This window comes from Kitasatospora sp. MBT66 (assembly GCF_000710405.2).
Taxonomy (GTDB): domain Bacteria; phylum Actinomycetota; class Actinomycetes; order Streptomycetales; family Streptomycetaceae; genus Kitasatospora; species Kitasatospora purpeofusca.
This window is the reverse complement of sequence record NZ_JAIY01000010.1, coordinates 510,042-530,469: the sequence shown is the minus strand read 5'-3', so window position 1 is coordinate 530,469 and position 20,428 is coordinate 510,042. Positions and strand designations below refer to the sequence as shown.

Below are 20,428 nucleotides of genomic sequence, written 5' to 3'. Positions count from 1 at the left end.
GCCGGGTGCTGCTGGGCGCGGGCCCGGACGGGCGGCTGGTGGCGGTCAAGCAGGTGCATGAACGGTTCGCCGCCGATGCCGCGTTCCGGGCCAGGTTCCGGCGCGAGGTCGCCGCCTCCCGCCGGGTGTCCGGCGCCTACACGGCGGCCGTGATGGACGCCGACGTGGAAGCGGTGACACCCTGGCTGGCCTCGGTGTTCGTGGTCGGCCCGTCGCTGGCGGACGCGGTGGAGTCCGGCGGACCGCTGCCCTCGGACGCCGTGCACGGGCTCGCGGTCGGCCTGGCGACGGCCCTGGTGGAGATCCACCGGGCCGGGCTCATCCACCGCGACCTCAAACCGGGGAACGTCCTGCTCGCCGAGGACGGCGTGCGGGTCATCGACTTCGGGATCGCCCGGGCGGTCGAGGAGGACGCCGAACTCACCCACAGCGGCGGGGTGATCGGTTCGCCCGCGTTCATGTCCCCCGAGCAGGCGGAGGGGCGGGCCCTGACCCCGGCGAGCGACGTGTTCTCGCTCGCCTCCCTGCTGGCGCTGGCCCTGAGCGGACGCAGCCCGTTCGAGGGGGCGTCCGCGCTGCGGACCCTCTACAACGTCGTGCACAGCGAGCCGGACCTCGGCGGCGTCGCACCGGAGACACGTCCTTTCCTGGAAGCCTGCCTGGTCAAGGACCCGGGCGCCCGCCCGACCCCCGCCCGGCTGCTCGAACTCCTCGGCCCGGTCGCCCCCGCCGCCCGGCGCTGGCCGGCCGCGGTGCACACGATGATCACCGCGCAGCAGGCGGAGGTGGACCGGCTGCTGGCCGACCCGGGCCGCACCCTGGTGCTGCGCGCGGGAGCGCCTGCGGCCGTCGGGCCCGCTGCCGCCGCCGTTGTCCAGCCCGAACCGACCGCGCTGCGCACCGTCCTGGACGGTGCGGTCACCGGCTCCGGTGGCGCGGTCGACGCTACGTCGGCACCGTCACCGGCACCGGAATCGGCCCCGCCCCGTCGGCGCCGTCGGCCCACCGCCCTGATGGCCACCGTCGTGCTCGCGCTGGCCGGTCTCGGCGGCGGCGGATACCTGCTGCTGCACGACCCGAACGGCGGGGGAGCAGGTACCGGCCCGGCCGCCGCGGACAAGTACCTGAAGGCGCCGATCTGTTCGGAGGCGGCCCCCCAACTGCCCTTTCCCGCCGAGCAGCGCCGGGCGGAGAAGGACAGCTACTACGAACAGACCACCTACGCCAACACCCGGTGCGCCTGGTACGGCTCGTACCTCGCGGTCGACGGCGCCCGCTACTGGGACGACACCGCGGCCGCCAGCGTGACCTGGAAGATCCGGCGCACCTCCGGCAGCGACAACGGCACCCGGGTGCAGCGGAGCGACTTCGGCGACTTCGCCAAGGGCAAGCGGAACGCCCCCGGCATCGGTGTGGGGGACGACGCGTTCTGGGACGCCCCGGGCCAGGGCGAGAGCTGCTCGCTCGCCGTCCGGGACGGCAACCTCTGGCTCTGGGTGGGCCTGGGCGGGCCGGACCACCCGGCGGAGCGCTGCGAGGCGCAGGCGGCCGAGGTCGCGCGCGCGGCGCTGGCGGCGATGCCGCACTGAGCGTCCGCAGTCGTGCCTCGGTGTTCAGGCGTCCTGGGGTTGGCGGGCGGCCGGGACCGTCGAGTCCGTGGCCCAGGTGGTGAGGAGGTGCAGGGCGGCCTCGGTCGGGTCGTTCGGGACCGGGGTGAGGGTCACCAGGCGCTGGCGTTCCGGGCCGGACAGGTCGAGCGTCTCGTAGGTGAAGGTGAGCGTCCCCACGGCCGGGTGGCGGAAGCTCTTGGTGCCGTGGGTGCGGACCTCCACGTCCGCGCGGGACCAGAGCCGGTGGAAGGTGTCGCTCTCGGCACGCAACCGGTCGATCAGCCGGGCGAGTTGCCGGTCCTCGGGGTGACGCCCGGCGGTGGCGCGGAGCTGGCCGACGGTGTCGGCGGCGAGCCGGTCCCACTCGACGTAGAACTCCCGGGCCTCCGGGGCGAGGAAGAGGAACACGGCCAGGTTCCAGCTGCCCGGCGCGGCGGACGCCCCGTGGACGAACAGCCGCTTGGCGACCGGGTTCAGCGCGAGGACGTCCAGGCGGTCGCTCAGCACCATCGCCGGGACCCGCACGTGCTCCAGCAGCCGCACCAGCTCCGGGCGGGCGCTCGCCGCCCGGTCCGACTCGGGCCCGCCGGTGGGACGGACCTTTCGTCCCGGCCGGGCGAGGCGGTGCAGGTGCTCGCGCTCCACCCGGTCCAGGCGCAGCACCTCGGCGAGCGCGTCGAGGACCTCGTCGGACGGATGCTTCGCCCGGCCCTGCTCCAGACGCTGGTAGTACTCGACGCTGATCCCCGCCAACTGCGCCAACTCCTCGCGCCGCAGACCCGGCACCCGCCGCCGTCCGCCACCGCGCAGCCCGGCGCTCTGCGGGGTGATCAGCGCCCGGCGGGCCTGGAGGAACTCCCCGAAATCATGGTGATCGTCCATGCGGGCCAGTATGACCGGTGCTGAACGGCCGGTGCCGAACGGCCGGTGCCGAGGGTGGCCCTGGCAGTACCCGTATCAGCGGGGCCTGGGCGGTCGGGCGCGGCCCCGACAGGCTGGGACTTGTTCGAGGGAGCCCCGGGCTCCCGCACCGCCTCACCTGCTTAGGGACACTCCATGTGCCACCCCACCGACAGCCGCCCGCCCGCCGCCCCCGTCGTCACCGGGACGGTCGCCGAGGAGGGCCGGTTGGAGATCACCGCGGCCGACGGCAACCGGTTCAATGCCTTCCGCGCCGCCCCGAGCGTCCCCAACGGCCGCAGCATCCTCCTCCTCCCGGACCGTCGCGGCCTGCACCCCTTCTACGAGGACCTCGCCCGCCGCTTCGCCGAGGCCGGGTTCCACGTCATGGCCTTCGACTTCTACGGCCGCTCGGCCGGCCTGACCCCCAGGGACGCCGACTTCGACTGGGCGGTCCACATGCCCCTCCTGGAGCCCGCCCACGTCGAGGCCGACGCGGCAGCGGCGCTGAGCAAGCTGCGGGAGTGGAGCGACGCCCCGGTGTTCGGCGTCGGCTTCTGCCTCGGCGGCTCCTACTCCTGGCGCCTCGCCACCACCGACCTCGGCCTGTCCGGCGCGGCGGGCTTCTACGGCGTGCCGCGCTTCTTCGGCGACCGGACGGAGCAGCTGACGGCGCCGCTGCTGATGCTGCTGGCGGGGGAGGACGTGGTGACGACGCGGGAGGAGTTCGCGGAGTTCACCGGCGGTCTTGAGCGGGCGGGCAAGGAGTACGAGATGAAGGTGTACGAGGGTGCCCCGCACTCGTTCTTCGACGACAGCGAGGAGGACTGGAGCGAGGCCTGCACCGACGCCTGGCACCGTCTGCTGGCTTTCACGGGCGTGCGGGTCGGCGAACCGGCGGCGTGAGGGGAGCTGGTTGGTGAGGCCCGGCCCGCCGAGGCGAACCCGGCGGGCCGGGCGGGGGAGTTCGGGGGCGTAGGCTTCCGGGGTAGTGATGGCGATGAAGGGAATGCGCCAGATGTCCGAATTCCAAGAAGTTGCGAAATCCGGCTCGCTCGCCGTCTGAACGCGCAGGTCACGAACTCTGCTCCCCGCACACGCGGGGATGGTCCCACGCTGTACGCGCGGGATATCTCGGATATCCACTGCTCCCCGCACACGCGGGGATGGTCCCCTCGAAGGGCACTCGGACCCGGCGTTCACCAGCTGCTCCCCGCACACGCGGGGATGGTCCCTCAAGCTCATCCCCAAGCCGGAGAGGGCAAAGCTGCTCCCCGCACACGCGGGGATGGTCCCAGGCAGGAAGCTCATCGGGTCACCGCCGAACCCTGCTCCCCGCACACGCGGGGATGGTCCCGCCCTTGAGGGCATGTTGGACGAGCTCACGGACTGCTCCCCGCACACGCGGGGATGGTCCCCAGGCCAGCGGACAGTTCAGCGCGACCCTGCTCCTGCTCCCCGCACACGCGGGGATGGTCCCTTGGGCGCACGCCAGTGGGGAACCGGTCATGCCTGCTCCCCGCACACGCGGGGATGGTCCCAAATTTTCGATTAAAGGGCTGAGCTGGGCAAACTGCTCCCCGCACACGCGGGGATGGTCCCGTTCTTTTGCCATTGCCCGATGGGGTAGTGGACCTGCTCCCCGCACACGCGGGGATGGTCCCATCGGGCTCGCCACCACGACCGAGGGGGCGCTCTGCTCCCCGCACACGCGGGGATGGTCCCTTCACCTAGCACCCCGGAGCGGTCCCCTTGATCTGCTCCTCGCACACGCGGGGTTGGCCCCGCCCCAACGGTCTTGCGGTGGGGCGGGGACGGATTGTGGCTTTGGGTGCCTGTGTGGGAAGTCGGATACGCCGACTTCCCACACAGGACGGCGGGGTGAAGGGCTCGCGTTCCCGTGGGTCGGATTCCGGGATTTGGTTCGGGTTGCCCGGCGTAGGAGACGCGCGGGCACCAATCGCCCGCTGTGGACCTGGACCGGCGCTGCAATAGAGGCGTTGGACAACTTCCAGGTCGGCTGCGGCGCCGACGGGATTCGAACCCGCGGACAGATAGGGACAGGGCCGTCCGTCTCCGTCAGTCGACGTGAGCGGGACCTCGCCCACGTCGATCGCAATGGGCCGCTCTGCCACGGCACCGCAGCCTGCGGGAATGCGCGCTTTCCCGTTCCGGGACACGGTAGCGGGACGGCGTTGGCGTAGCGATGCCTTATCCAGCGCGACACCCGTTGCCACAGAACCACAGGAGTTGAGCCGAGACCCGGTCGGGCGGCAGTTGTCCACTGACCTCGGCGACTCAAGGTGCTGGTGTTTGCTGGGTGTCGGTCGCGCAGTGATTTCGGTGGTGTCTTCGAGGGCGTGCCGGCCACAAGGGACCGGGTGCGGTGACCACAGTGGGCCTGCTTGGCCCAGCTGAGCCGTTCGCCGATCTTCCGACGATCGGCCCGGCGCGCGGCCAACTGCTGTGCTGGCCCCGAAGAGCGACCCGCTCCCTGTCCCCAGCCTGGCAATAAAAAGACTTTCTGTGTTCCGCCAATACGCGGCCACCCGCTGCGGGATCGTTGTCCGCGAGGCGCGGCGAACGGTCGTGCCGACCAGGCCGACGATGGAGGGCCGTCGATGGCTGAACGGGAAACATGGACCACGGACGAGTTCGGGTCCTCGCACGAAGGCTCTGTCGGCGTACTACTGCCCGACGGCACAGTTCCGGAGCCCGCCTTCTTTCCGCTGTCGTCCGGCGCGGGAGGGCAGACCACCTCGGAGTGGAGCGTCTACGACGGCAGCTTCAGCCTCACTCCCAGAGCACATGCCCTGCGTGCTGTGTGCTCGTGCGGCTGGACCGGAACCGAGCGCCCGCTCGACTGGGCGCAGATCGGTGAGCAGAACCTTCGGGTTGCTGCTGGAGACCTCGCGGAAGAATGCGAGATGGAATGGTGGGACGGACACACCACCACGGTGGAGAAGTCGGCCATTGCCGTCCCGGAGGACATCACCGACCTGCTGCGCCTCGTCTCGGAGAAGATCGAGAAGTTGGCGCAGCAATCGCCTCTGGCGGCGGTGAGAGCCGCCCGCCTGCTGGAGGTCACCGCAGTCCGGTCCTCGTACTGGCCGGCCCACGACGTGCGGGCGAAGGCAAGCCCCGAAGAGGCGGCCGCCGCACTCGGTCTCAATGAGGACGACACCCTGGACCTGCTCGCCCGATTCGGCAACTGGAGTCTGTACCAGTGAAGCTCCGGCCCCGGCCGGGATCGATTCTTCGGCAGGCCTCGAGTGGTGCCCTACGGCTTCGCGGCCAGGTGTATTGGGGCTTTGGACCCCTGCGCAGGAAGTCGGATGCGCCGACTTCCTGCGCAGGTTGCTGCGGAGCCTCTTCGTTCTGGGCGCGAAAGCTTGTCCCGTAACCGGTCTTCGACAGCGCGGGATTGGTTGGCCAGGATCCCTTCGGGGAGACGCCGGCCTCGGTTCACCCCTGCGACCGCACGACACGACAGTGGGTAGCAGCCCCCTCCCGACAACGTGCCATCCTCCTGACCTGGGGAGATGAGCAGGGCCCCTGTTATTGTGCGCCAATGTCAACGATCAAACAGTTCCAAGTGACCTTCGACTGCGCGGAACCGGTGGGCCTCGCCGCCTTCTGGTGCGAGGTGCTGGGGTACGTCATGCCGGAGGTCCCGGAGGGCTTCGCCACGTGGGAGGAGTGCTTCCGCTCGCTGCCGCCCGAGGATGCGGTCTACTTCGCGTGCACTGATCCCTCGGGTGTGGCCCCGCGCCTGCTCTTCCAGCGGGTTCCCGAAGGCAAGGTCGTCAAGAACCGGGTGCATCTCGATGTGCGGGCCGGCGTCGGGCTCGTGGGTGACGAGCGCCTGGCCGCACTTGAGGCCGAATGCGCACGGCTGACGGTGCTCGGCGCGAAGCACGTGCTGACGCAGCGCGCCGATGGCGTCAACGAGTCCTGCATCACGATGCAGGACATCGAGGGCAACGAGTTCTGCCTCGCCTGATTTTCTCCTCCGGGACGACGAGGTGGGGAGCCGCTTTCCGGGAACCTTCTGCCAGTCCGTCAGTTCGCCGCCCCGGGGTCGGCGGTGCGGGATGACGAGGCCGGTTCCGGGGCGGCCGCCGTCGGCGATCGTGGTTGTCCGGCCGACGGCGGCCGCGGCCCCGGATTCCTGCGGGACCGGTCTCGTCCGGCAGAGCTGCCCGACGCACTGTGGCGGGGTGTCAGACTCGGTATTCCCGCACTGCGATGTCCTTCGACCGCCACGGCTCGGGTGTCTCCTCGGCGTCTGCGAGCCGTTGGACCCATGCGAGCTGGCTGTCGAAGTACTGCCAGTACGAGGTGCCCTCTGCCACGCCACCCTTGTCGAACGTCATGATCGGGCCGTCCGTGCCGCGCTTCCCGTGGCCGTACAACATGACTCGGATGCTGTCGTCACACCGCTCCATCGCGAAGCTGCAGGGGAAGTTGTAGAGGTAGATCCTCAGGTCACCGCCTGCCCGCTCGGCTGCCTCGGCGAGTGGCCGGAGCACTTCCCGCTCGTACCGCGCGGGGTCCTCCATCGCGGCTTCGGCCGGCTCCAGCCGGTACCGGTCGCGTCGGCTGTCGCAGTGCGGGTCCATGATGAAGATTCGGACCGGCACCTCGCGCGACTTCGAGGTGATGATCGGCATTATCTCGTCGGAGCCGTAGAAGTTCCTGGTGAGGCCGAACATCACGACGCGCTCGCGGGCCCCGCGAATCCGCGTGATGAGGTCCGCCTTCGACTCGACGTTCGTGAGCGGGAAGAGGTCCGTCAGGTCGGCCTGTTCGAGGTGTCCCAGCATGGCCCCAGAGTAGTCACGGCCGTACCCCAGGCGGTCGGGCCGGGTGCGGTACACACGGCACAGGTAGTCGAATCGCTCATCGGGCGGGCGCCTTTATTCGTGTTCCCACCGGCACAACTCGGCGTCTGCGGCACTGGGCCCGGGCGAGCGGCTCGCCCGCGGGCCTTGCTCGACGGCTGTTCTCCGTCCGGGGCAGCGGCTTGGAGGTCGGATGCCACTACTCTCCAGGTCCTGCGCAGCCCACCGGCGTTGGCGCTTCGAGGTTCGACGTCCTGCCGGGGCGCAGGAAGTCGGATGCGCCGACCTCCTGTGCAAGGTACTTGGCCCCTGCCGAGCCGGCAGGGGCCAAGTTGTGGACCACGTAGGCCCCGACTGGATTCGCATTTCAACTGCGCTCGGCTCCTTGGAGATTGGCTGTACGGCGGGGACACCGTCAGGCGGTTTTCTGGGCTGTCGGGGCGTGGTCGGAGGATGGGTCGCTGGCAGCAGGGCTCCTGAATCCGGTCCCGGCCGGCGGGCGACAAGCGGTGGGAGTGCACGGGAAGTCGGGGGCTCCGACTTTGCGGTCCGGCGCCCTGGAGAGGGGCGGAGGCTGTGCGCTGTGCGGAACCCCGGGCGGGCATCGGCTTCGCGCGGAAGCGGTTGGAGGGCGTGGAAGTCTACCGCTCGCGAACGAGGGGACAGTTGCCTCTACGGCGTAAGGATCCCAAAACTCAAGAAGCTGCTACCCGCGCATGCGGAGGTGCCGTTGGCCGATGTGGGGCCGGGGTCAGTGGCGGCGGGTGAGGAAGAGGTCGTGGATGCGTTCGACGGGGGCGCCGGTGCCGTGGGTGTTGAGGACGGTGGCGGTGTCGGTGAGGGCCTGGGTGCGGTGGTCGGTGGGGAGGGCGGCGTACATCGAGAGGGAGGAGAGGTAGGCGAGGTAGTCCGCCGTCTCGTAGTGGGCCTCCTCGCGGAAGCGCAGGGAGCGGAGGTCGGTGAAGCGGGCGTCCTTCGCGCAGTCGACGGCCGGCCAGTGGCCGAGCATGTCGGGCCAGTGGCCCGGGGTGTCGCCGAAGGCGGAGGCGAGGACGGCGTGGGGCGTGTGGGTGAGCCCGTGGCGCTGGTCGACCTCGGCGAGGGCGGCGTGGAGGTCCGGGTCGCTGATGCCCAGGGGGTTCCAGAAGAGAGCGACCGTTCCGCCCGGGGCGAGGACGTCGTGGGCGAGGTCCCAGCGCCGCGCCGGGTCGATCCAGTGCCAGGAGGTCGCGGCGAAGAGCAGCCCGAAGCGGGTGTCGCCGGGCTGCCAGTCCTCGAAGGAGCTCACCTCGATGCGGACGTTGGGGTGGGCCGCGGTGTTGCGGCGCAGGACCTCGGCCATGCGGGCGTCGGGTTCGACGCAGGTGAGCGGGCCGTTGAGGGCGGCGGCGAACGGGACGGTGGCCTTGCCCGTACCGGCTCCGGCTTCGAGGGCGGGGCGGTCGCCGAGGGCGGCGTAGTCCAGGACGGCGGAGACGAGGACGCCGGGGTAGCCGGGGCGGGCGGCGTCGTATATCTCGGCGACGCTGCCGAAGACCTGGCGGCGGGTCATGTCGAGGGGGTTGGGGGAGGAGGTCATGAGGTCCCTTCGGAGCAGGGGCGGCCCGCGCACCGGGTGTGGTGCGAGGGCCGGAGGGAGGCGGGGGGACCTTCAGAGAAGGTCGAAGTCGAACTCGCCTGCGGTCACGGCGGTGATGAACGCGGTGTGTGCGGCGGGGGTGAAGAGGAGCGTCGGGCCCGACGGGTCCTTCGAGTCCCGGACTGCAACGCTGTGGGGGAGATCGGTGGCCAGCTCGACGCAGTTGTCATCGCCGCCGCTGTGCGACGACTTGTGGAAGGTGGCTTTGAGGGAAGCGGCGTTGGCGATGTGTGGCATGTGGCGCTGCCTCTCAGCGGTTCGGAAGCCCGGCGCGCCCTCCGGGAGCGCCGGGCCGTGGGGTTCCGTAGTGCTGTCAGATGAGGTCGAAGTCGAACTCGCCGTTCGCGACCGCGGTGATGAACGCGGTGTGGGCGGCGGCGGTGAGTGTCAGGGCCGGGCCGGAAGGGTCCTTCGAGTCACGGACGTAGGAGACCGGAGCGTTCGGCATGGCGAACTCGACGCAGTTGCCCGAGTCGTTGCTCCAGGAGGACTTCCTCCATGTCAGGTCCAGCGCGGAGGCGTCGGGGTGGAACGTCATGTGATCTTGTCTCTCTGGTCGGTGATGATGGCGAGCGAATCGTCGAGACCGAGCGCATCGGCCCGGATGGCGTCGAACTTCGCTGCGAATACGTCGACATCGACTGCTTCCTCGACCCAGAGATTGCTCAAAGTGCCGTCGACCATGACAACGTCGAGATCCTGCCGTTGTGGGAAGCCGAGGATCGTGAACGCGCCGCCCATTCCGTGGTGCGCGGGAGCACCGATCGGCATCACCTGAACGTTGATGTTCGGCTGCGCCGCCCGGTCGATCAGGCGGGAGAGCTGTTCGGCCATGACGGCGGGGCCGCCGACGCCGGACCGGATTGCCGCCTCGTGGATCACAGCCCACAGAGTGAGCGGTTCGCTCCTGGTCAGGGCGCTCTGGCGGGCCATGCGGACATCGACCAATGCCTCGACGTTGACGTCCGGGCGCATGTTGAGCTTCTTGATGATCTCGCGTGCGTAGGCAGGTGTTTGAAGCAGACCCGGGACGAACGCACCCTCGTAGTTCCGCACGGACGAGGCCGTGGCTTCCAGGGTGATCAGGTCGCCGAGGGTGGAGTTGATGTGGGCGCTGTAGCTCTGCCACCACATCCCGCGTTGGGATCCGTTCTTGGCCATGCCGACCAGGGTCGAGATGAGATCGCTGTCCTCGCACTTGTAGAGCGACAGGAGCTTCTTGACGTCGTCGACCTTGGTGGCGCCGCGCCCGTTCTCGATCCGGGAGAGCTTCGGTTGGCTCATGCCGGTCAGGGCGTCGGCGACCTCGTCGTGCGAGAGGCCGGCCTCTTCACGTCGGCGACGCAGTTCGGCACCGAGCTGCCTCCGTCGCACCGTTGGACCTGCTGCTGCGGCCATCCCCGCCCTCTCTGAGCCTCGCTGGACCAGTGTGCCCCGGCGGCGGTCACCTTCGCCACCGGGTAACTGCCACTGTAGGAGCGCTGATTGGCGTTCGATTTGGATATATCCAAAATTCTTGGATGAGTTGCGCAGATGGCCACCGAGGCTCCATGCTGATTGTGACGAGCCGCACACTGTCGGCAATCGCCGATCCTCGTTGTGTGCGTTGGCGTATAGCTGCACGGTGATCAGGTCGAGTTGATTGATCATCGGGTGCTCGATGGAATCCACTCCACCCCTACGGAGGTCTCCGTATGTCCACGCTCCCTCTGCCCCCCGACTGGTCCGTCGCCCGCGAGGAGTTGCGCGAGGTGCTCGTGCGCGCCGGGTGGCCCGGTGGCACGGCCGACGACGCCGAGTTGGCGCTCTGTGAACTGTTCGTCAATGCCTGGAAGCACGGGGGGTCGCCGGCTCCGCTGGTCGTCGTCGTGCTCCTGGAGGGGGTGCTCCGGGTGTCGGTCGCGGACGGGTGCTCGAAGCTGCCCGAGCAGAGAGCGGCGGACGCGGCCGAGTCGTACGCGCTCTCCGGGCGCGGCCTGCACCTCGTCCGCTCGCTCACCGACCGCTTCGGGGCGGACCCGCGCAGGTCCGGCAAGTCCGTCTGGTTCGAGCTGGACGCAGCCGCGTGAGCGCCGCCGACGGGCCGATCGAGCCCCACGACCCGCGCGTCCGTACGTACTCCGAGGTCGAGGTGGAAGCTCTCCTGCTCGAACTCCATGAGCGTGGAAAGGCCCTGGGCATCGTCTGGCCCTCCGCCACCACGGAGGGCGTGGTCGACGGCCGGGTGCTGGTCCGGTTCGGCAACGCCCCGACCGCCACCCTCCTCAACCTCCTCGCCCTGCTGAAGGACCGGCCGTGACCGCGACTCGGCTGCTCGTCGGGATCGCGCTCTCCTTCCTCGCCCTCCTCGCCCTGGCGACCGTCGTGCTCGGCGTCCGCCTGGTCCTGCGGATGCCCGGGCGGCCGGAGGACGACGAGTTGTCGGACTGATGCCGCCGCGCCGACCAAGGCCGTTCGAGGGCAGGCGTCGGACGGTCTCGGCACCTTATGACCGGCAGGTGGGAGTCGGTTGGCGGAAGGCGGTTGCCGCGAGGCCACTGCGCGACCACGTTGGCCGGAGGACCGTTAGGTGGAGGGGTCGAATCGGGCAGGGGTGCTCGGCCTGGTTTCACATCGTCGGCCTGAGGTCGGGGTTGGGCGAGGAGTGGGCTCCGGTTGATCCTCAGGGCTTCTGGGGTAGTGATGGTGGAGATGCATCAGATGTCCGAATTTCAAGAAGTTGCAAGCACTGGCTTCTCCGCTGCCTGAACGGGCAGGTCACGAACTCTGCTCCCCGCACGCGCGGGGTTGGTCCCCGCCGCCGCCGTAGACGTACGGGGTGCCGAGCCTGCTCCCCGCACGCGCGGGGTCGGTCGCAAGACCACCGGCACGACCTGTCTCAGCTCTCCCGGCGCACGCGGTATCGACATGAGGTTCAGCGCTCCCGCCCCTTCGCCGAAGGGGCGGGAGCGCTGGGTCGAACGTGAGCCCCCGTGGTCGAGGCGTTCGTTCCCCGAGCCCTCGGGCTGACCCGGCGGCCTCGACCCGTCGCGGCCGCCGGAAACCCGGTGCCACAAGACTGCCGCGTGATCGCGTTAATAGGGCATGGAGCAAATACAGGGGGCGCCGCCCGACTTTCCGGCCTTCGTGGCGTCGCGGGGGCGCCATCTGCTGCGGACGGCGTTCCTCCTCACCGGTGGTGACGCGCACCTCGCCGAGGACCTCGTCCAAGAGGCCCTCGGTCGGGTCTTCGTGAAGTGGCGTCGGATCTCGCGCATGGACAATCCCAGCGGCTACGCGCAAGCAATCCTGGTCAACACCTTCCTCTCGCACCGCCGTCGGCGCAGCAGCACCGAGCGGGTCACCGATGTGCTGCCGGACGTCGCGGTCGCCGATCCGGACCCGGCCCTGCGGCTCACCCTCCTTCGGGCGCTCGGTGAACTGCCACCCCAGGACCGGGCGGTGTTGGTGCTGCGCTACTGGGAGGACCGCAGTGTGGAGGAGACGGCGGCGGCGATGCGGCTGAGCAGCGTCGCCGTCCGTTCGCGCAGCAGCCGGGCGCTGGCCCGGATGCGGGACAAGCTCGGGGCGGCGTTCATGGACAAGGAGGTGCTGCGTCATGCCGGTTGAGAGCGACTTCGAGAGCAACCTGGGGACCGGGTTCGAGGAGCGGTTCGCCCGGGAGCTGCGCGTGGCCGCCACCCTGGCGCCCGACGAGCGGCTGTTCGCCCTGGCCGCCGGGGCCGAGCGCCTCGGGCGACGCCGGCGCAATCGGCGGCGGGCCGCGGTGGCGGGCGGTGCGGCGATCGCTGTGCTGGCGGTCGGCAGTGTGGGGGCGTTCACCGGAGGTCCGGGCCTGGGCATGTTCGGTCCGGCCGTGGAACCGCCGATGACCGGTGACGAAGTGGTGCGACTGGTGGCCGGTCTCCTCCCGCCGGGCGCCGTGACGGACGCGACCGCGTCGACACCGGGCAATGCGGGCCCGTCGAGTGACCCGCACCTGGCACTGGGACTGTTCAACTTCGACGACGGCAAGGGCGTCAGCTCGATCCACTACTTCGTCGAACGCGGAACGCAGAGGCCCGAGTGGGCCGCCGTCTGCATCGACCCGGCGGTGAGGCCGAAGGATTCCTGCGACCGCACCGTTCGGCCGGACGGGTCGGTGCTGGTGATCGACAAGGCCCGGGACGCCGCGTTCACCGGCCAGCGCGAGTGGCGGGGCATCTATGCGAGGCCGGACGGCACGGTGATCAGGCTGGTCGAGTTCAACGGGAACCAGGCGAACCCGACCAGGGAGCTGCCGCCGCTGGACGCGGCACAGCTCGCCGCCGTGGTGACCGCGCCGGAGTGGGGGAGGGTGGTCGCGGAGATACCGGCGAACCCGAACGCGCCCGAGGTGTCCGGGCCGGCGCAGTCGTCCTCGACGGCCGCCACACCCACCGCCCCGCCGTCGACGCCCACCGCGTCCACCGCCCCGCCGTCCCCCGTGACCGTCCCGCCGTCCCCCGGCATCGTCTCTCCCGCACCCGGGGATTCGCTGCCGGAGCTGGCCGCGGTGCTGGCCGGGCTGCTGCCCACCGGCGCGAAGGAGGTGGGACGGGACGCTGAGAACGGCGCCGTGACGGTCGAGTACGAGGGCCGGACCAGCAGGCTGACCATCCATGTGGAGCCGGCCGGGGCTCGCGGAATCGAGTTCAAGAAGGGGGCCGAGGAGAGCACGCCGACGCCGCTGGAGGTCAGGCAGAAGCTGCCCGACGGCACGTTGGTCGTCATGAACCAGTTCGGCAACGGGAAGGGCTCCGTCGACCCGCTCCTGCACTGGGTGGCGTGGGTGTACTACCCGGACGGGCGGAACATCCTGATCAGTGAAGGGAACGGCGAGGACGAGCTTTCGCCCCGGCCGGGTCAACCCGCGCTCTCGGTCGAGCAGTTGAGGGCCATGGTCATGGCGCCCGACTGGCGCAGGTGACCCGTCCCCCGACCCCTCCCCTATGCTGTCCTGCCGCTCCGCACGGGGGGAGCGGCAGGACAAGGGGAAACGGCAATGGACCTGACCGGGTTGGCGCGCGAGGCGTTCGGCGGAGGGCGGAGGCTGGCCGGGACGGAGCGGCTGCGCGGGGGCAGCAAGAAGGGCGTCCACCGGCTGCTGTTCGAGGACGGCGGGACGGCGGTCGTGTACGTGTGGAGCGCGGCCGAGAACCACTGGCCGGGCGCGGACGAACCGGCGGACGACGCCGACCCGTTGGCGCACGCCTCCGGGGTCGCGCTGTTCGCGGCGGCGCACCGGCGACTGGCCGCGCTCGGGGTCCGGACGCCGCGGGTGCACCTGCTGGACGGGAGCCGTACCCGGTTCCCGGCGGACGTCGCGGTGGTCGAGGACGTCACCGGGCCGGGCGGGGAGAACCTGGAGGCTCTGCTGGAGCGGGATCCGCAGGCCGCGGCACCGGTGCTGGAGCGGCTCGCCGACACCCTGCGGGTGCTGGCCGGGCACCGCGCGCCCGGCTGGGGGAAGCTCGCGCTGCTGGACAACGGCGGTGTTTCGAAGGGGAGTTCTCCCGCGCAGCTGGTGCTGGACCGGGCGCTCGCCGACCTCGCGGAGGCGGCCTACCGGGACGACCGGATCGCGGCCGCGCGGGGGCGCCTGGCGGAGGGCCTGCACACCCGCGCGGCGGCCGTTGCTCCTCGCGACGGCGGTTACGGACTGGTGCACGGCGAACTCGGCCCGGACCACGTCCTGGTGGACGCGGCGGGCGAACCGGTGCTGATCGACATCGAGGGGCTGATGCACTTCGACGTCGAGTGGGAGCACGTCTTCCTGCGGATCCGCTTCGGCGACCAGTACCCGAGCCTGGGCGGCACCGAAGGGCTGGACCGGCACCGCCTGGACCTCTACGGGCTGGCGATCCGCCTGTCCCTGGTCGCCGGACCGCTGCGCCTCCTCGACGGCGACTTCCCGCACCGCGCCGCGATGCGGGAGATCGCCGAGTACAACCTGGCGGCGGCGCTGACCCTGGTGGAGTGAGGGAACTGGACGGCGTCAGTCTGTTTCCTTGGGGTGGCCCGGGCCGGCGTGGACGATCCAGGCGATGCTGTTCTCGGTGTCGACCAGGTACCAGATGCGTCCGCCACCGGTGACCTCGTACTGCCACCGCTCCAGTTCGCGGCCCTTGAATACGGCGGTTGCGAGCCTGCCCTGCAGCCGGTGGTGCCGGGCCGGGTTGTCGATGGCCCGCGGAGCGGCGCGGATGCGGTCGTAGGCGCGGCGGAGTCCGGTCGGTGCGTGACGGGCCAGGTGCTCCCATCCTTCGGCAGCAGCGGAGTTGGCGAACCGGAGGTCGTACTCGTCCCCGACCGAAGGGGGTGCGGCGCGCTCGCCGCGCTTGGGGCTCACCCGGATTCCCCGGGGAGCCCCGGGAGGGGCGCGGGGCCGAGGTCGCCCTCGGGCTCCTGGGTCAGGGCGGCGTACAGGGCGGGGTCGGCGTGGACCTCGGCGGTGTGGCGCCACTGTGTGAGCAGCACGGCGATCGGGGCGAGGTTGTCCAGCGACACCGCGCCGCGGGCCACGTCCACCAGCTCCCCGATGAGCAGGTCCACGTCCTCTGCGGGGAGGAACGTCACCCAGGGCAGGGCGTCGGGCAGGGCGGCCCGGAGCGCGGCGGTATTGCCGGTCCGGACCAGTCCGCCGAGCAGCCGAGAGGTGAAGTCGATGACGGTGCTGTCCTGTTCCAGCTGGTCGACCCGCATCAGCGCGAGGTCGCCGGCGTCGCGGCGGCGGAGCCGGAGCGCGCGGACAGCGTCGAGTCTGCTGGTGGTGGCAGCGGGCCGGTGGAGCAGCTCGCTGAACGGGATCTCCTCGTAGGCCGCAGTCATGACATCCACAGTAGCTTGGATGTCTGCCCGACGGGGTCGAATCAGCCGCCGTCGCGCCGGATCCGCTGGTGCCACTCCTTCGCGAACACCACGTTGCCGGCCTCCTCCGCCCGGAGCTGGGTGTGGGCGTGCAGGTGGGTGGCGTCGCAACGGAGTTCGGTGCGGGTGTGGACGGTGATGTCCCAGCCCAGCGCGGGGCGTTCGAGGCGGAGGGTGCGGTCGGTGCGGGCCTGGGCGCTGAGGGGGGTGGCGGTGAGGACGCGGTAGGCGGTGACGGTGTGCTCGGCGCGGACCAGGCCGTCGGGGTGGGTGCGGGTGCCGTCGGTGGCGGGGGAGAGTTCGGTGCGCCATTCGCGGCGGCCGATGTCGTGGACGGTGACGCGTTCGGGGCGGGCGGTGAGCGGTTCGGTGAGGTGCAGCGGGGGTGGCAGGGGGAGGGTGGGGGAGCGGAAGGGGGCCGCGTCGGTGCTGGTGGCCGGGTCGTGGACGGGGAGGGTGAGGGTGGAGCGGGAGGGGTCGACGGCGAAGCCGTCGGGGTCGGCGTCGGGCCACAGCCAGGGCCAGTAGGTGGAGGAGAGGGTGAGCCGCAGCCGGTGGCCGGGCGGGACGGTGGCGCCGACCGGGGCGAGCGCGAGCACCGGGTCGGGGGCGGCGGGGTCGACGGGGTCGGCCGGGAGGGTGAGGACACCGCGGGTGAGCAGGGTCGAGGTGCCGTCCGGGGCGACGGTGCAGAGGCGGGCGGCGACCAGGGCGCCGCCGCTCAGCGGGTCCGGGTGCAGGGTCAGGGCCGGGGAGCCGTGCAGTTCCAGCGGTTCGGGCAGCGGCCGGGAGTCGAAGCAGACCGAGCGGCCATCCTCCTCGCGCTGGTCCGGCGGCCGGTCGGCGGGGCGGCCGTGCGGGACGTAGGAGCCGGCATTGAGTCCGGTGTGCTGGGGGGAGCGGACGCGCACCCAGCGGTCCTCGGAGGCGGTGCCGGCGGCGCGCAGCGGGCCGTCGAGGCCGTAGCCGACCTGGCGGACGCCGGGGGACGGCCAGGGGTCGTCGGCGGACCAGCGGGTGCCGAGCCAGCTGCGCAGGGCGGGGGCGGCGGGGGCGCCGGTGTCGACGTCGCGCAGCCAGTGGTCGTACCAGCGCAGGGCCTCGGGGAGGAGTTCGTCGGGGAGGCCGTGCGGCCAGGGGCCGAGGACGGCGCGGACGGGGGTGGCGGCGGTGGACCGTTCGGCGAGCGCGAGCACCGCCGCGGCGGACGGGTCGGACCAGCCGGCGACGGCGAGGGTGGGGACGGCGGCGGCCGGCGCGGGGGCGGCGGGGGCGTCCAGCCAGTCGGCGAGCGGGGGTTCGAGGGCGTCGAGCCGGGCCAGCCACAGGGCGCGCCAGTCGTCGCCGACGTAGAGCGGGTCCGGTGGGCGGGCGGCGTCGGCGAGGTGGGCGGTGGCGCGGGTGTGGCCGTCGGCGGCGAGGACGGCGCCGCCGAGGCGGTGCGGGCCGTCGGGGCAGGCGGTGACGACGGCGCGCACGGTGTCCGGGGCGTGGGCGGCGATGCGCAGGGCGAGGGCCCCGGCCGGGCCGGTGCCGAGCAGGCCGATCCGTCCGTTGCACCAGGGTCGGCCGGCGAGCCACCGGACGACTGCGGCGCCGTCCTCGACGAGCAGGTCGGCGGAGGCGGCGGTGGGCGGGAGGCCGGCGGAGTTGCCGTGGCCCCGGGCGTCGACCCGGACGGCGGCGTGGCCGTGGCCGGCGAACCAGGGGTGGCGGCGGGCGTCCTCGGTGGCGGTCCAGTCGGTGAGGCGGCCGGTGGAGTACTCCAGGACGACGGGGACGGGCGCGTCGGTCGCGGGGCGCCAGAGGCGCGCGTACAGCTCGGTGCCGTCGGGGAGGGGGACGCGCAGGTCCTCGCGGGTGGTGCGGTGCGGGTACGAGGGCATGGCCGCTCCCATCGGGTCCCGTCGGTGCGGATCATTCCGACAGTAGGGGAGGAAGCGGACGCCCGCCCGGTGGGAGGGGCCGCACGCCCGGTGGGAGCGGCCGCCCGCCCGCCGGAGGGAGTACGTGCCCGGCGGGGGAACCGCGCGCCCGGCGGACGGGCCGGGCGCGCGGCGGGCGGAGTGCTCCGGGAAGTGGCGGGCGGGACACCCCGGAGCGGGGCGGCCTCAGGCCTTGCTCAGCCAGGCGGTGGCGTTGAGGGCGAGGGCGGCGTTGGTGCCGGCCGGGTCGTCCCAGCCGTTGAACAGGTTGTTGCCGGACTGCCCGGTGCCGTCGTCGGCGGGGGAGCTGTCGCCCCAGGCGGCGACCCGGCCGCTGCCGTAGCCGCTGGTGACGAAGAAGGCGCCGGCGTTCCCGGACGAGCCGGTGCGGTAGACGATGCCCTTGACCTGGGGGTTGTCGGCCGGCTTGAGGGTGAAGGTGGTGCCGGAGCGCAGGATCGAGCCGGTGACGGTGCCGAAGGGGCCGTGCAGCACCGGGTCGGTGGCGTCGTTGACGGCGCGCGGGTTGTCGGTGGAGATGTTCTTGATGTCGACCGAGAAGCCGAACGGGTCGTTGTTGTTCACACCGTTGTTGGTGAACAGGTCGTTGATGATCGCCGGGGAGTCCCAGCCGTCGTTGTTGCGGTCGCTCCGGTCGTGGTCGGAGATGAGGAACAGCCCGCCGCCGTTCTGCACGAAACGGATGATCGCGGACTTCTCCGCCGCGGAGAAGCGGATGTTCGGCTCGGGGATCACGAAGGTGTCGAAGTTGGCCAGGTCGAGCGCGGCGCCGGTGCCGTAGCTGATGGTGGAGCCGGACGGGAGGGTCTTCAGGCTGTACTGGCCGGTCTTCTGGAGGGCGACGCCCCAGGCGGAGAGGGCGCCGGTCCAGCTCTTCTCGGTGGTGGGGTTGGCGTTCTGGGTGCGCGGGTCGGGCTGGGCGGTGGAGATGATCCAGTCCGCGTTGCCGGCGGTCTCGCCCTTGCTGTTGTCGAACAGGACGCGGTGGGGGAGTGCCGAGGTCGCGGCGGCGGCCGGGGCGGGGGCGGTGAGCGCGAGCGGGCCGGTGGCGAGCAGAGCGGACGCGGCCAGCGCGAGCGTGCTTCGACGGAGCATCATGTGCCGTCCCTCCGGAGGGGGTTGGGGTGCGGGACGACCGAGTATCCGCGCGTAGAACGGCGTCTTCCGGGAGCGGCGGGTTACGGCTGCTTGTACGGTTCATGACCATCTCTGTCAGGGCCCCTCCGGTGAAAGGCCCGGCGACATGTCCGGGGGCGTCCTGTTCGTCCGCCACCTGGTAACCAGGTCGTAATTGCGCATGACTTGCAACTAATTACGACCAGAAGGAAAGATGGCCCAGCTCCGGCGTCCCGGAGCCGCTACGGCCCCACGAAAGGACCCCCGATGACCAGCCCCCGCTGGCGCGACCGGCTCACCCGTGAGGAGTGGATCCGCCTGGCAGGTATGGGCGGCTTCATCCTCGCGCTGCACGTGATCGGCTGGTTCACCCTGCTCGCGGTCATCGCGCCCCAGCACTACGACGTCGGCGGCCAGGTCTTCGGCGCCGGCATGGGGCTCACCGCGTACACGCTCGGGATGCGGCACGCCTTCGACGCCGACCACATCGCCGCCATCGACAACACCACCCGCAAGCTGATGGGCCAGGGCAAGCGCCCGCTGTCGGTCGGCTTCTGGTTCTCGCTGGGCCACTCGTCGATCGTCTTCGGCCTCTGCGCCCTGCTCGCCCTCGGCATCCGCTCGCTGGCCGGCCAGGTCGAGGAGGACGGCTCCACCCTGCACGAGACGACCGGCCTGATCGGCGTCACCGTCTCCGGCACCTTCCTGCTGGCGCTCGGCCTGATCAACCTGGGCGCGTTCAACGGCATCCTCAAGGTCTTCCGGCGGATGCGCGAGGGCGAGTACGACGAGGCCGAGCTGGAGGCCCAACTGGAGAAGCGCGGCTTCATGAACCGCATCCTCGGCCGGGTGACCAGGGCCGTCACCAAGCCCTGGCACATGTACCCGGTGGGGCTGCTGTTCGGCCTGGGCTTCGACACCGCCACCGAGGTGTCGCTGCTGGTGCTGGCCGGCGGCGCGGCGGCGTTCCAACTGCCCTGGTACGCGCTGCTGGTGCTGCCGGTCCTGTTCGCGGCCGGGATGAGCCTGCTGGACACCATCGACGGCTCGTTCATGAACTTCGCCTACGAGTGGGCGTTCTCCAAGCCGGTCCGCAAGATCTACTACAACCTGACCGTCACCGGGCTCTCGGTGCTGGTGGCCCTGGTCATCGGCTCGATCGAGCTGATCGGGCTGCTCGGCGAGAAGCTGGACATCGGCAGCGGCCCGGTCGCCTGGATCGGCGAGCTGGACCTCAACCTCGTCGGCTACGCCATCGTCGGCCTGTTCGTGCTGACCTGGGCGGCGGCGATCGCCTACTGGAAGCTCGGCAACGTCGAGGAGAAGTGGTCCGCCGGACTCGCCGCCGCGGCCGCCGACAAGGGCGAGTAGCCGAACGCGGCGAGGCGCGGGAACGGCGCGAGCAGTAGCGCCGGCGGCGCCCGCAGCGCGCGAACGGGAAGCGGCCGGGCCCCGGGGGAGAACCTCCGGGGCCCGGCCTTACCT

General features: G+C 71.3%; 21 protein-coding genes, 1 tRNA gene, 1 pseudogene and 1 CRISPR repeat array. Of the genes and pseudogenes, 11 read left to right on the top strand and 12 right to left on the bottom strand.

Annotated elements, in window-relative coordinates; all coding sequences use genetic code 11:
- On the top strand, positions 1-1,589 hold a 1,589-nt coding region (locus BI06_RS27045), incomplete at its 5' end, for a serine/threonine-protein kinase (RefSeq protein WP_043473177.1).
- 24 nt (positions 1,590-1,613) lie between these two features.
- Here the strand turns inward: BI06_RS27045 and BI06_RS27040 are convergent.
- A complete protein-coding gene (locus BI06_RS27040; protein WP_043472217.1) occupies positions 1,614-2,492 on the bottom strand; it encodes a helix-turn-helix transcriptional regulator in 879 nt (292 codons plus the stop codon).
- Between the two features lie 174 nt (positions 2,493-2,666).
- Between BI06_RS27040 and BI06_RS27035 the strand changes: the two genes are divergently transcribed.
- A complete protein-coding gene (locus BI06_RS27035) occupies positions 2,667-3,416 on the top strand; it encodes a dienelactone hydrolase family protein (RefSeq protein ID WP_043472216.1) in 750 nt (249 codons plus the stop codon).
- A gap of 178 nt (positions 3,417-3,594) precedes the next feature.
- Positions 3,595-4,296: a CRISPR direct-repeat array (repeat unit 29 nt; unit sequence CTGCTCCCCGCACACGCGGGGATGGTCCC).
- Between the two features lie 237 nt (positions 4,297-4,533).
- Here BI06_RS27035 and BI06_RS49700 read toward each other — a convergent pair.
- Positions 4,534-4,651, bottom strand: a tRNA-Arg gene (locus tag BI06_RS49700).
- Between the two features lie 480 nt (positions 4,652-5,131).
- Between BI06_RS49700 and BI06_RS27030 the strand changes: the two genes are divergently transcribed.
- Both BI06_RS27030 and BI06_RS27025 read left to right on the top strand, forming a co-directional pair.
- Positions 5,132-5,740 (top strand): hypothetical protein, encoded by a 609-nt coding sequence (locus BI06_RS27030; protein ID WP_030391248.1) that lies wholly within the window; start codon positions 5,132-5,134, stop codon positions 5,738-5,740.
- Between the two features lie 341 nt (positions 5,741-6,081).
- Positions 6,082-6,513 carry a VOC family protein gene (locus tag BI06_RS27025; protein ID WP_030391247.1) on the top strand — a complete coding sequence of 144 codons (432 nt, stop codon included), beginning with the start codon at positions 6,082-6,084 and terminating at the stop codon, positions 6,511-6,513.
- Between the two features lie 33 nt (positions 6,514-6,546).
- Here BI06_RS27025 and BI06_RS48450 read toward each other — a convergent pair.
- From BI06_RS48450 to BI06_RS27000, 6 genes and pseudogenes are all read right to left on the bottom strand, one after another.
- A pseudogene (locus BI06_RS48450) lies at positions 6,547-6,684 on the bottom strand (IS5/IS1182 family transposase); the annotation flags it as partial.
- 49 nt (positions 6,685-6,733) lie between these two features.
- Entirely contained in the window at positions 6,734-7,336 is a 603-nt protein-coding gene (locus tag BI06_RS27020; protein WP_149030488.1) for a hypothetical protein, read from the bottom strand.
- A gap of 769 nt (positions 7,337-8,105) precedes the next feature.
- Complete coding sequence (locus BI06_RS27015; RefSeq protein WP_051741941.1) at positions 8,106-8,933, bottom strand: trans-aconitate 2-methyltransferase; 828 nt, start codon at positions 8,931-8,933, stop codon at positions 8,106-8,108.
- Positions 8,934-9,005: 72 nt separating this feature from the next.
- A complete protein-coding gene (locus BI06_RS27010) occupies positions 9,006-9,230 on the bottom strand; it encodes a DUF397 domain-containing protein (RefSeq protein ID WP_043472212.1) in 225 nt (74 codons plus the stop codon).
- A gap of 76 nt (positions 9,231-9,306) precedes the next feature.
- Positions 9,307-9,531 carry a DUF397 domain-containing protein gene (locus tag BI06_RS27005; protein ID WP_043472210.1) on the bottom strand — a complete coding sequence of 75 codons (225 nt, stop codon included), beginning with the start codon at positions 9,529-9,531 and terminating at the stop codon, positions 9,307-9,309.
- The gene (locus BI06_RS27000; protein WP_082558703.1) at positions 9,528-10,664 is read right to left on the bottom strand and encodes a helix-turn-helix transcriptional regulator; all 1,137 of its coding nucleotides are present in this window, start codon (positions 10,662-10,664) and stop codon (positions 9,528-9,530) included. Before BI06_RS27000 ends, BI06_RS27005 begins: the two co-directional genes overlap by 4 nt.
- Positions 10,665-10,687: 23 nt before the next feature.
- On the opposite strand from BI06_RS27000, the gene BI06_RS26995 reads away from it, so the two are divergent.
- The 6 genes from BI06_RS26995 (at position 10,688) to BI06_RS26975 (ending at position 14,994) form a co-directional block, all read left to right on the top strand.
- Complete coding sequence (locus BI06_RS26995) at positions 10,688-11,062, top strand: ATP-binding protein (protein ID WP_051741938.1); 375 nt, start codon at positions 10,688-10,690, stop codon at positions 11,060-11,062.
- On the top strand, positions 11,059-11,292 hold the full coding sequence (locus tag BI06_RS26990) for a hypothetical protein (RefSeq protein ID WP_030391241.1): 234 nt from the start codon (positions 11,059-11,061) through the stop codon (positions 11,290-11,292). Before BI06_RS26995 ends, BI06_RS26990 begins: the two co-directional genes overlap by 4 nt.
- Positions 11,289-11,423 carry a hypothetical protein gene (locus BI06_RS54790; protein ID WP_255360253.1) on the top strand — a complete coding sequence of 45 codons (135 nt, stop codon included), beginning with the start codon at positions 11,289-11,291 and terminating at the stop codon, positions 11,421-11,423. The genes BI06_RS26990 and BI06_RS54790 overlap by 4 nt, the downstream gene beginning before the upstream one ends.
- A gap of 654 nt (positions 11,424-12,077) precedes the next feature.
- Positions 12,078-12,602 (top strand): SigE family RNA polymerase sigma factor, encoded by a 525-nt coding sequence (locus BI06_RS26985; RefSeq protein ID WP_030391240.1) that lies wholly within the window; start codon positions 12,078-12,080, stop codon positions 12,600-12,602.
- On the top strand, positions 12,592-13,941 hold the full coding sequence (locus BI06_RS26980) for a hypothetical protein (protein WP_043472207.1): 1,350 nt from the start codon (positions 12,592-12,594) through the stop codon (positions 13,939-13,941). The genes BI06_RS26985 and BI06_RS26980 overlap by 11 nt, the downstream gene beginning before the upstream one ends.
- 75 nt (positions 13,942-14,016) lie before the next feature.
- Entirely contained in the window at positions 14,017-14,994 is a 978-nt protein-coding gene (locus BI06_RS26975) for a phosphotransferase family protein (protein WP_043472205.1), read from the top strand.
- A gap of 15 nt (positions 14,995-15,009) precedes the next feature.
- Here BI06_RS26975 and BI06_RS26970 read toward each other — a convergent pair whose 3' ends face one another.
- The 4 genes from BI06_RS26970 to BI06_RS26955 form a co-directional block, all read right to left on the bottom strand.
- A complete protein-coding gene (locus tag BI06_RS26970; RefSeq protein ID WP_043472203.1) occupies positions 15,010-15,363 on the bottom strand; it encodes a hypothetical protein in 354 nt (117 codons plus the stop codon).
- Positions 15,360-15,842: a hypothetical protein gene (locus tag BI06_RS26965; RefSeq protein WP_037778602.1), complete on the bottom strand. Its 483-nt coding sequence runs from the start codon at positions 15,840-15,842 to the stop codon at positions 15,360-15,362. The genes BI06_RS26970 and BI06_RS26965 overlap by 4 nt, the downstream gene beginning before the upstream one ends.
- A 41-nt stretch (positions 15,843-15,883) precedes the next feature.
- Complete coding sequence (locus BI06_RS26960; protein WP_051741936.1) at positions 15,884-17,767, bottom strand: CocE/NonD family hydrolase; 1,884 nt, start codon at positions 17,765-17,767, stop codon at positions 15,884-15,886.
- Between the two features lie 225 nt (positions 17,768-17,992).
- Positions 17,993-18,925 carry a hypothetical protein gene (locus tag BI06_RS26955; RefSeq protein WP_030391234.1) on the bottom strand — a complete coding sequence of 311 codons (933 nt, stop codon included), beginning with the start codon at positions 18,923-18,925 and terminating at the stop codon, positions 17,993-17,995.
- Positions 18,926-19,210: 285 nt separating this feature from the next.
- Between BI06_RS26955 and BI06_RS26950 the strand changes: the two genes are divergently transcribed.
- Positions 19,211-20,314 carry a HoxN/HupN/NixA family nickel/cobalt transporter gene (locus tag BI06_RS26950; protein ID WP_030391233.1) on the top strand — a complete coding sequence of 368 codons (1,104 nt, stop codon included), beginning with the start codon at positions 19,211-19,213 and terminating at the stop codon, positions 20,312-20,314.
- The last annotated feature ends 114 nt before the right edge of the window (positions 20,315-20,428 follow it).

Bases quoted from the DNA above. Each gene is read 5' to 3' on its own strand.
- BI06_RS26975 (WP_043472205.1), top strand. From the start codon at position 14,017: ATGGACCTGACCGGGTTGGCGCGCGAGGCGTTCGGCGGAGGGCGGAGG.
- BI06_RS26980 (WP_043472207.1), top strand. From the start codon at position 12,592: ATGCCGGTTGAGAGCGACTTCGAGAGCAACCTGGGGACCGGGTTCGAG.
- BI06_RS26985 (WP_030391240.1), top strand. From the start codon at position 12,078: ATGGAGCAAATACAGGGGGCGCCGCCCGACTTTCCGGCCTTCGTGGCG.
- BI06_RS27030 (WP_030391248.1), top strand. From the start codon at position 5,132: ATGGCTGAACGGGAAACATGGACCACGGACGAGTTCGGGTCCTCGCAC.
- BI06_RS27025 (WP_030391247.1), top strand. From the start codon at position 6,082: ATGTCAACGATCAAACAGTTCCAAGTGACCTTCGACTGCGCGGAACCG.
- BI06_RS27020 (WP_149030488.1), bottom strand. From the start codon at position 7,336: ATGCTGGGACACCTCGAACAGGCCGACCTGACGGACCTCTTCCCGCTC.
- BI06_RS26955 (WP_030391234.1), bottom strand. From the start codon at position 18,925: ATGATGCTCCGTCGAAGCACGCTCGCGCTGGCCGCGTCCGCTCTGCTC.
- BI06_RS27035 (WP_043472216.1), top strand. From the start codon at position 2,667: ATGTGCCACCCCACCGACAGCCGCCCGCCCGCCGCCCCCGTCGTCACC.
- BI06_RS27005 (WP_043472210.1), bottom strand. From the start codon at position 9,531: ATGACGTTCCACCCCGACGCCTCCGCGCTGGACCTGACATGGAGGAAG.
- BI06_RS26995 (WP_051741938.1), top strand. From the start codon at position 10,688: ATGTCCACGCTCCCTCTGCCCCCCGACTGGTCCGTCGCCCGCGAGGAG.
- BI06_RS26950 (WP_030391233.1), top strand. From the start codon at position 19,211: ATGACCAGCCCCCGCTGGCGCGACCGGCTCACCCGTGAGGAGTGGATC.
- BI06_RS27040 (WP_043472217.1), bottom strand. From the start codon at position 2,492: ATGGACGATCACCATGATTTCGGGGAGTTCCTCCAGGCCCGCCGGGCG.
- BI06_RS26960 (WP_051741936.1), bottom strand. From the start codon at position 17,767: ATGCCCTCGTACCCGCACCGCACCACCCGCGAGGACCTGCGCGTCCCC.
- BI06_RS27010 (WP_043472212.1), bottom strand. From the start codon at position 9,230: ATGCCACACATCGCCAACGCCGCTTCCCTCAAAGCCACCTTCCACAAG.
- BI06_RS27015 (WP_051741941.1), bottom strand. From the start codon at position 8,933: ATGACCTCCTCCCCCAACCCCCTCGACATGACCCGCCGCCAGGTCTTC.
- BI06_RS26965 (WP_037778602.1), bottom strand. From the start codon at position 15,842: ATGACTGCGGCCTACGAGGAGATCCCGTTCAGCGAGCTGCTCCACCGG.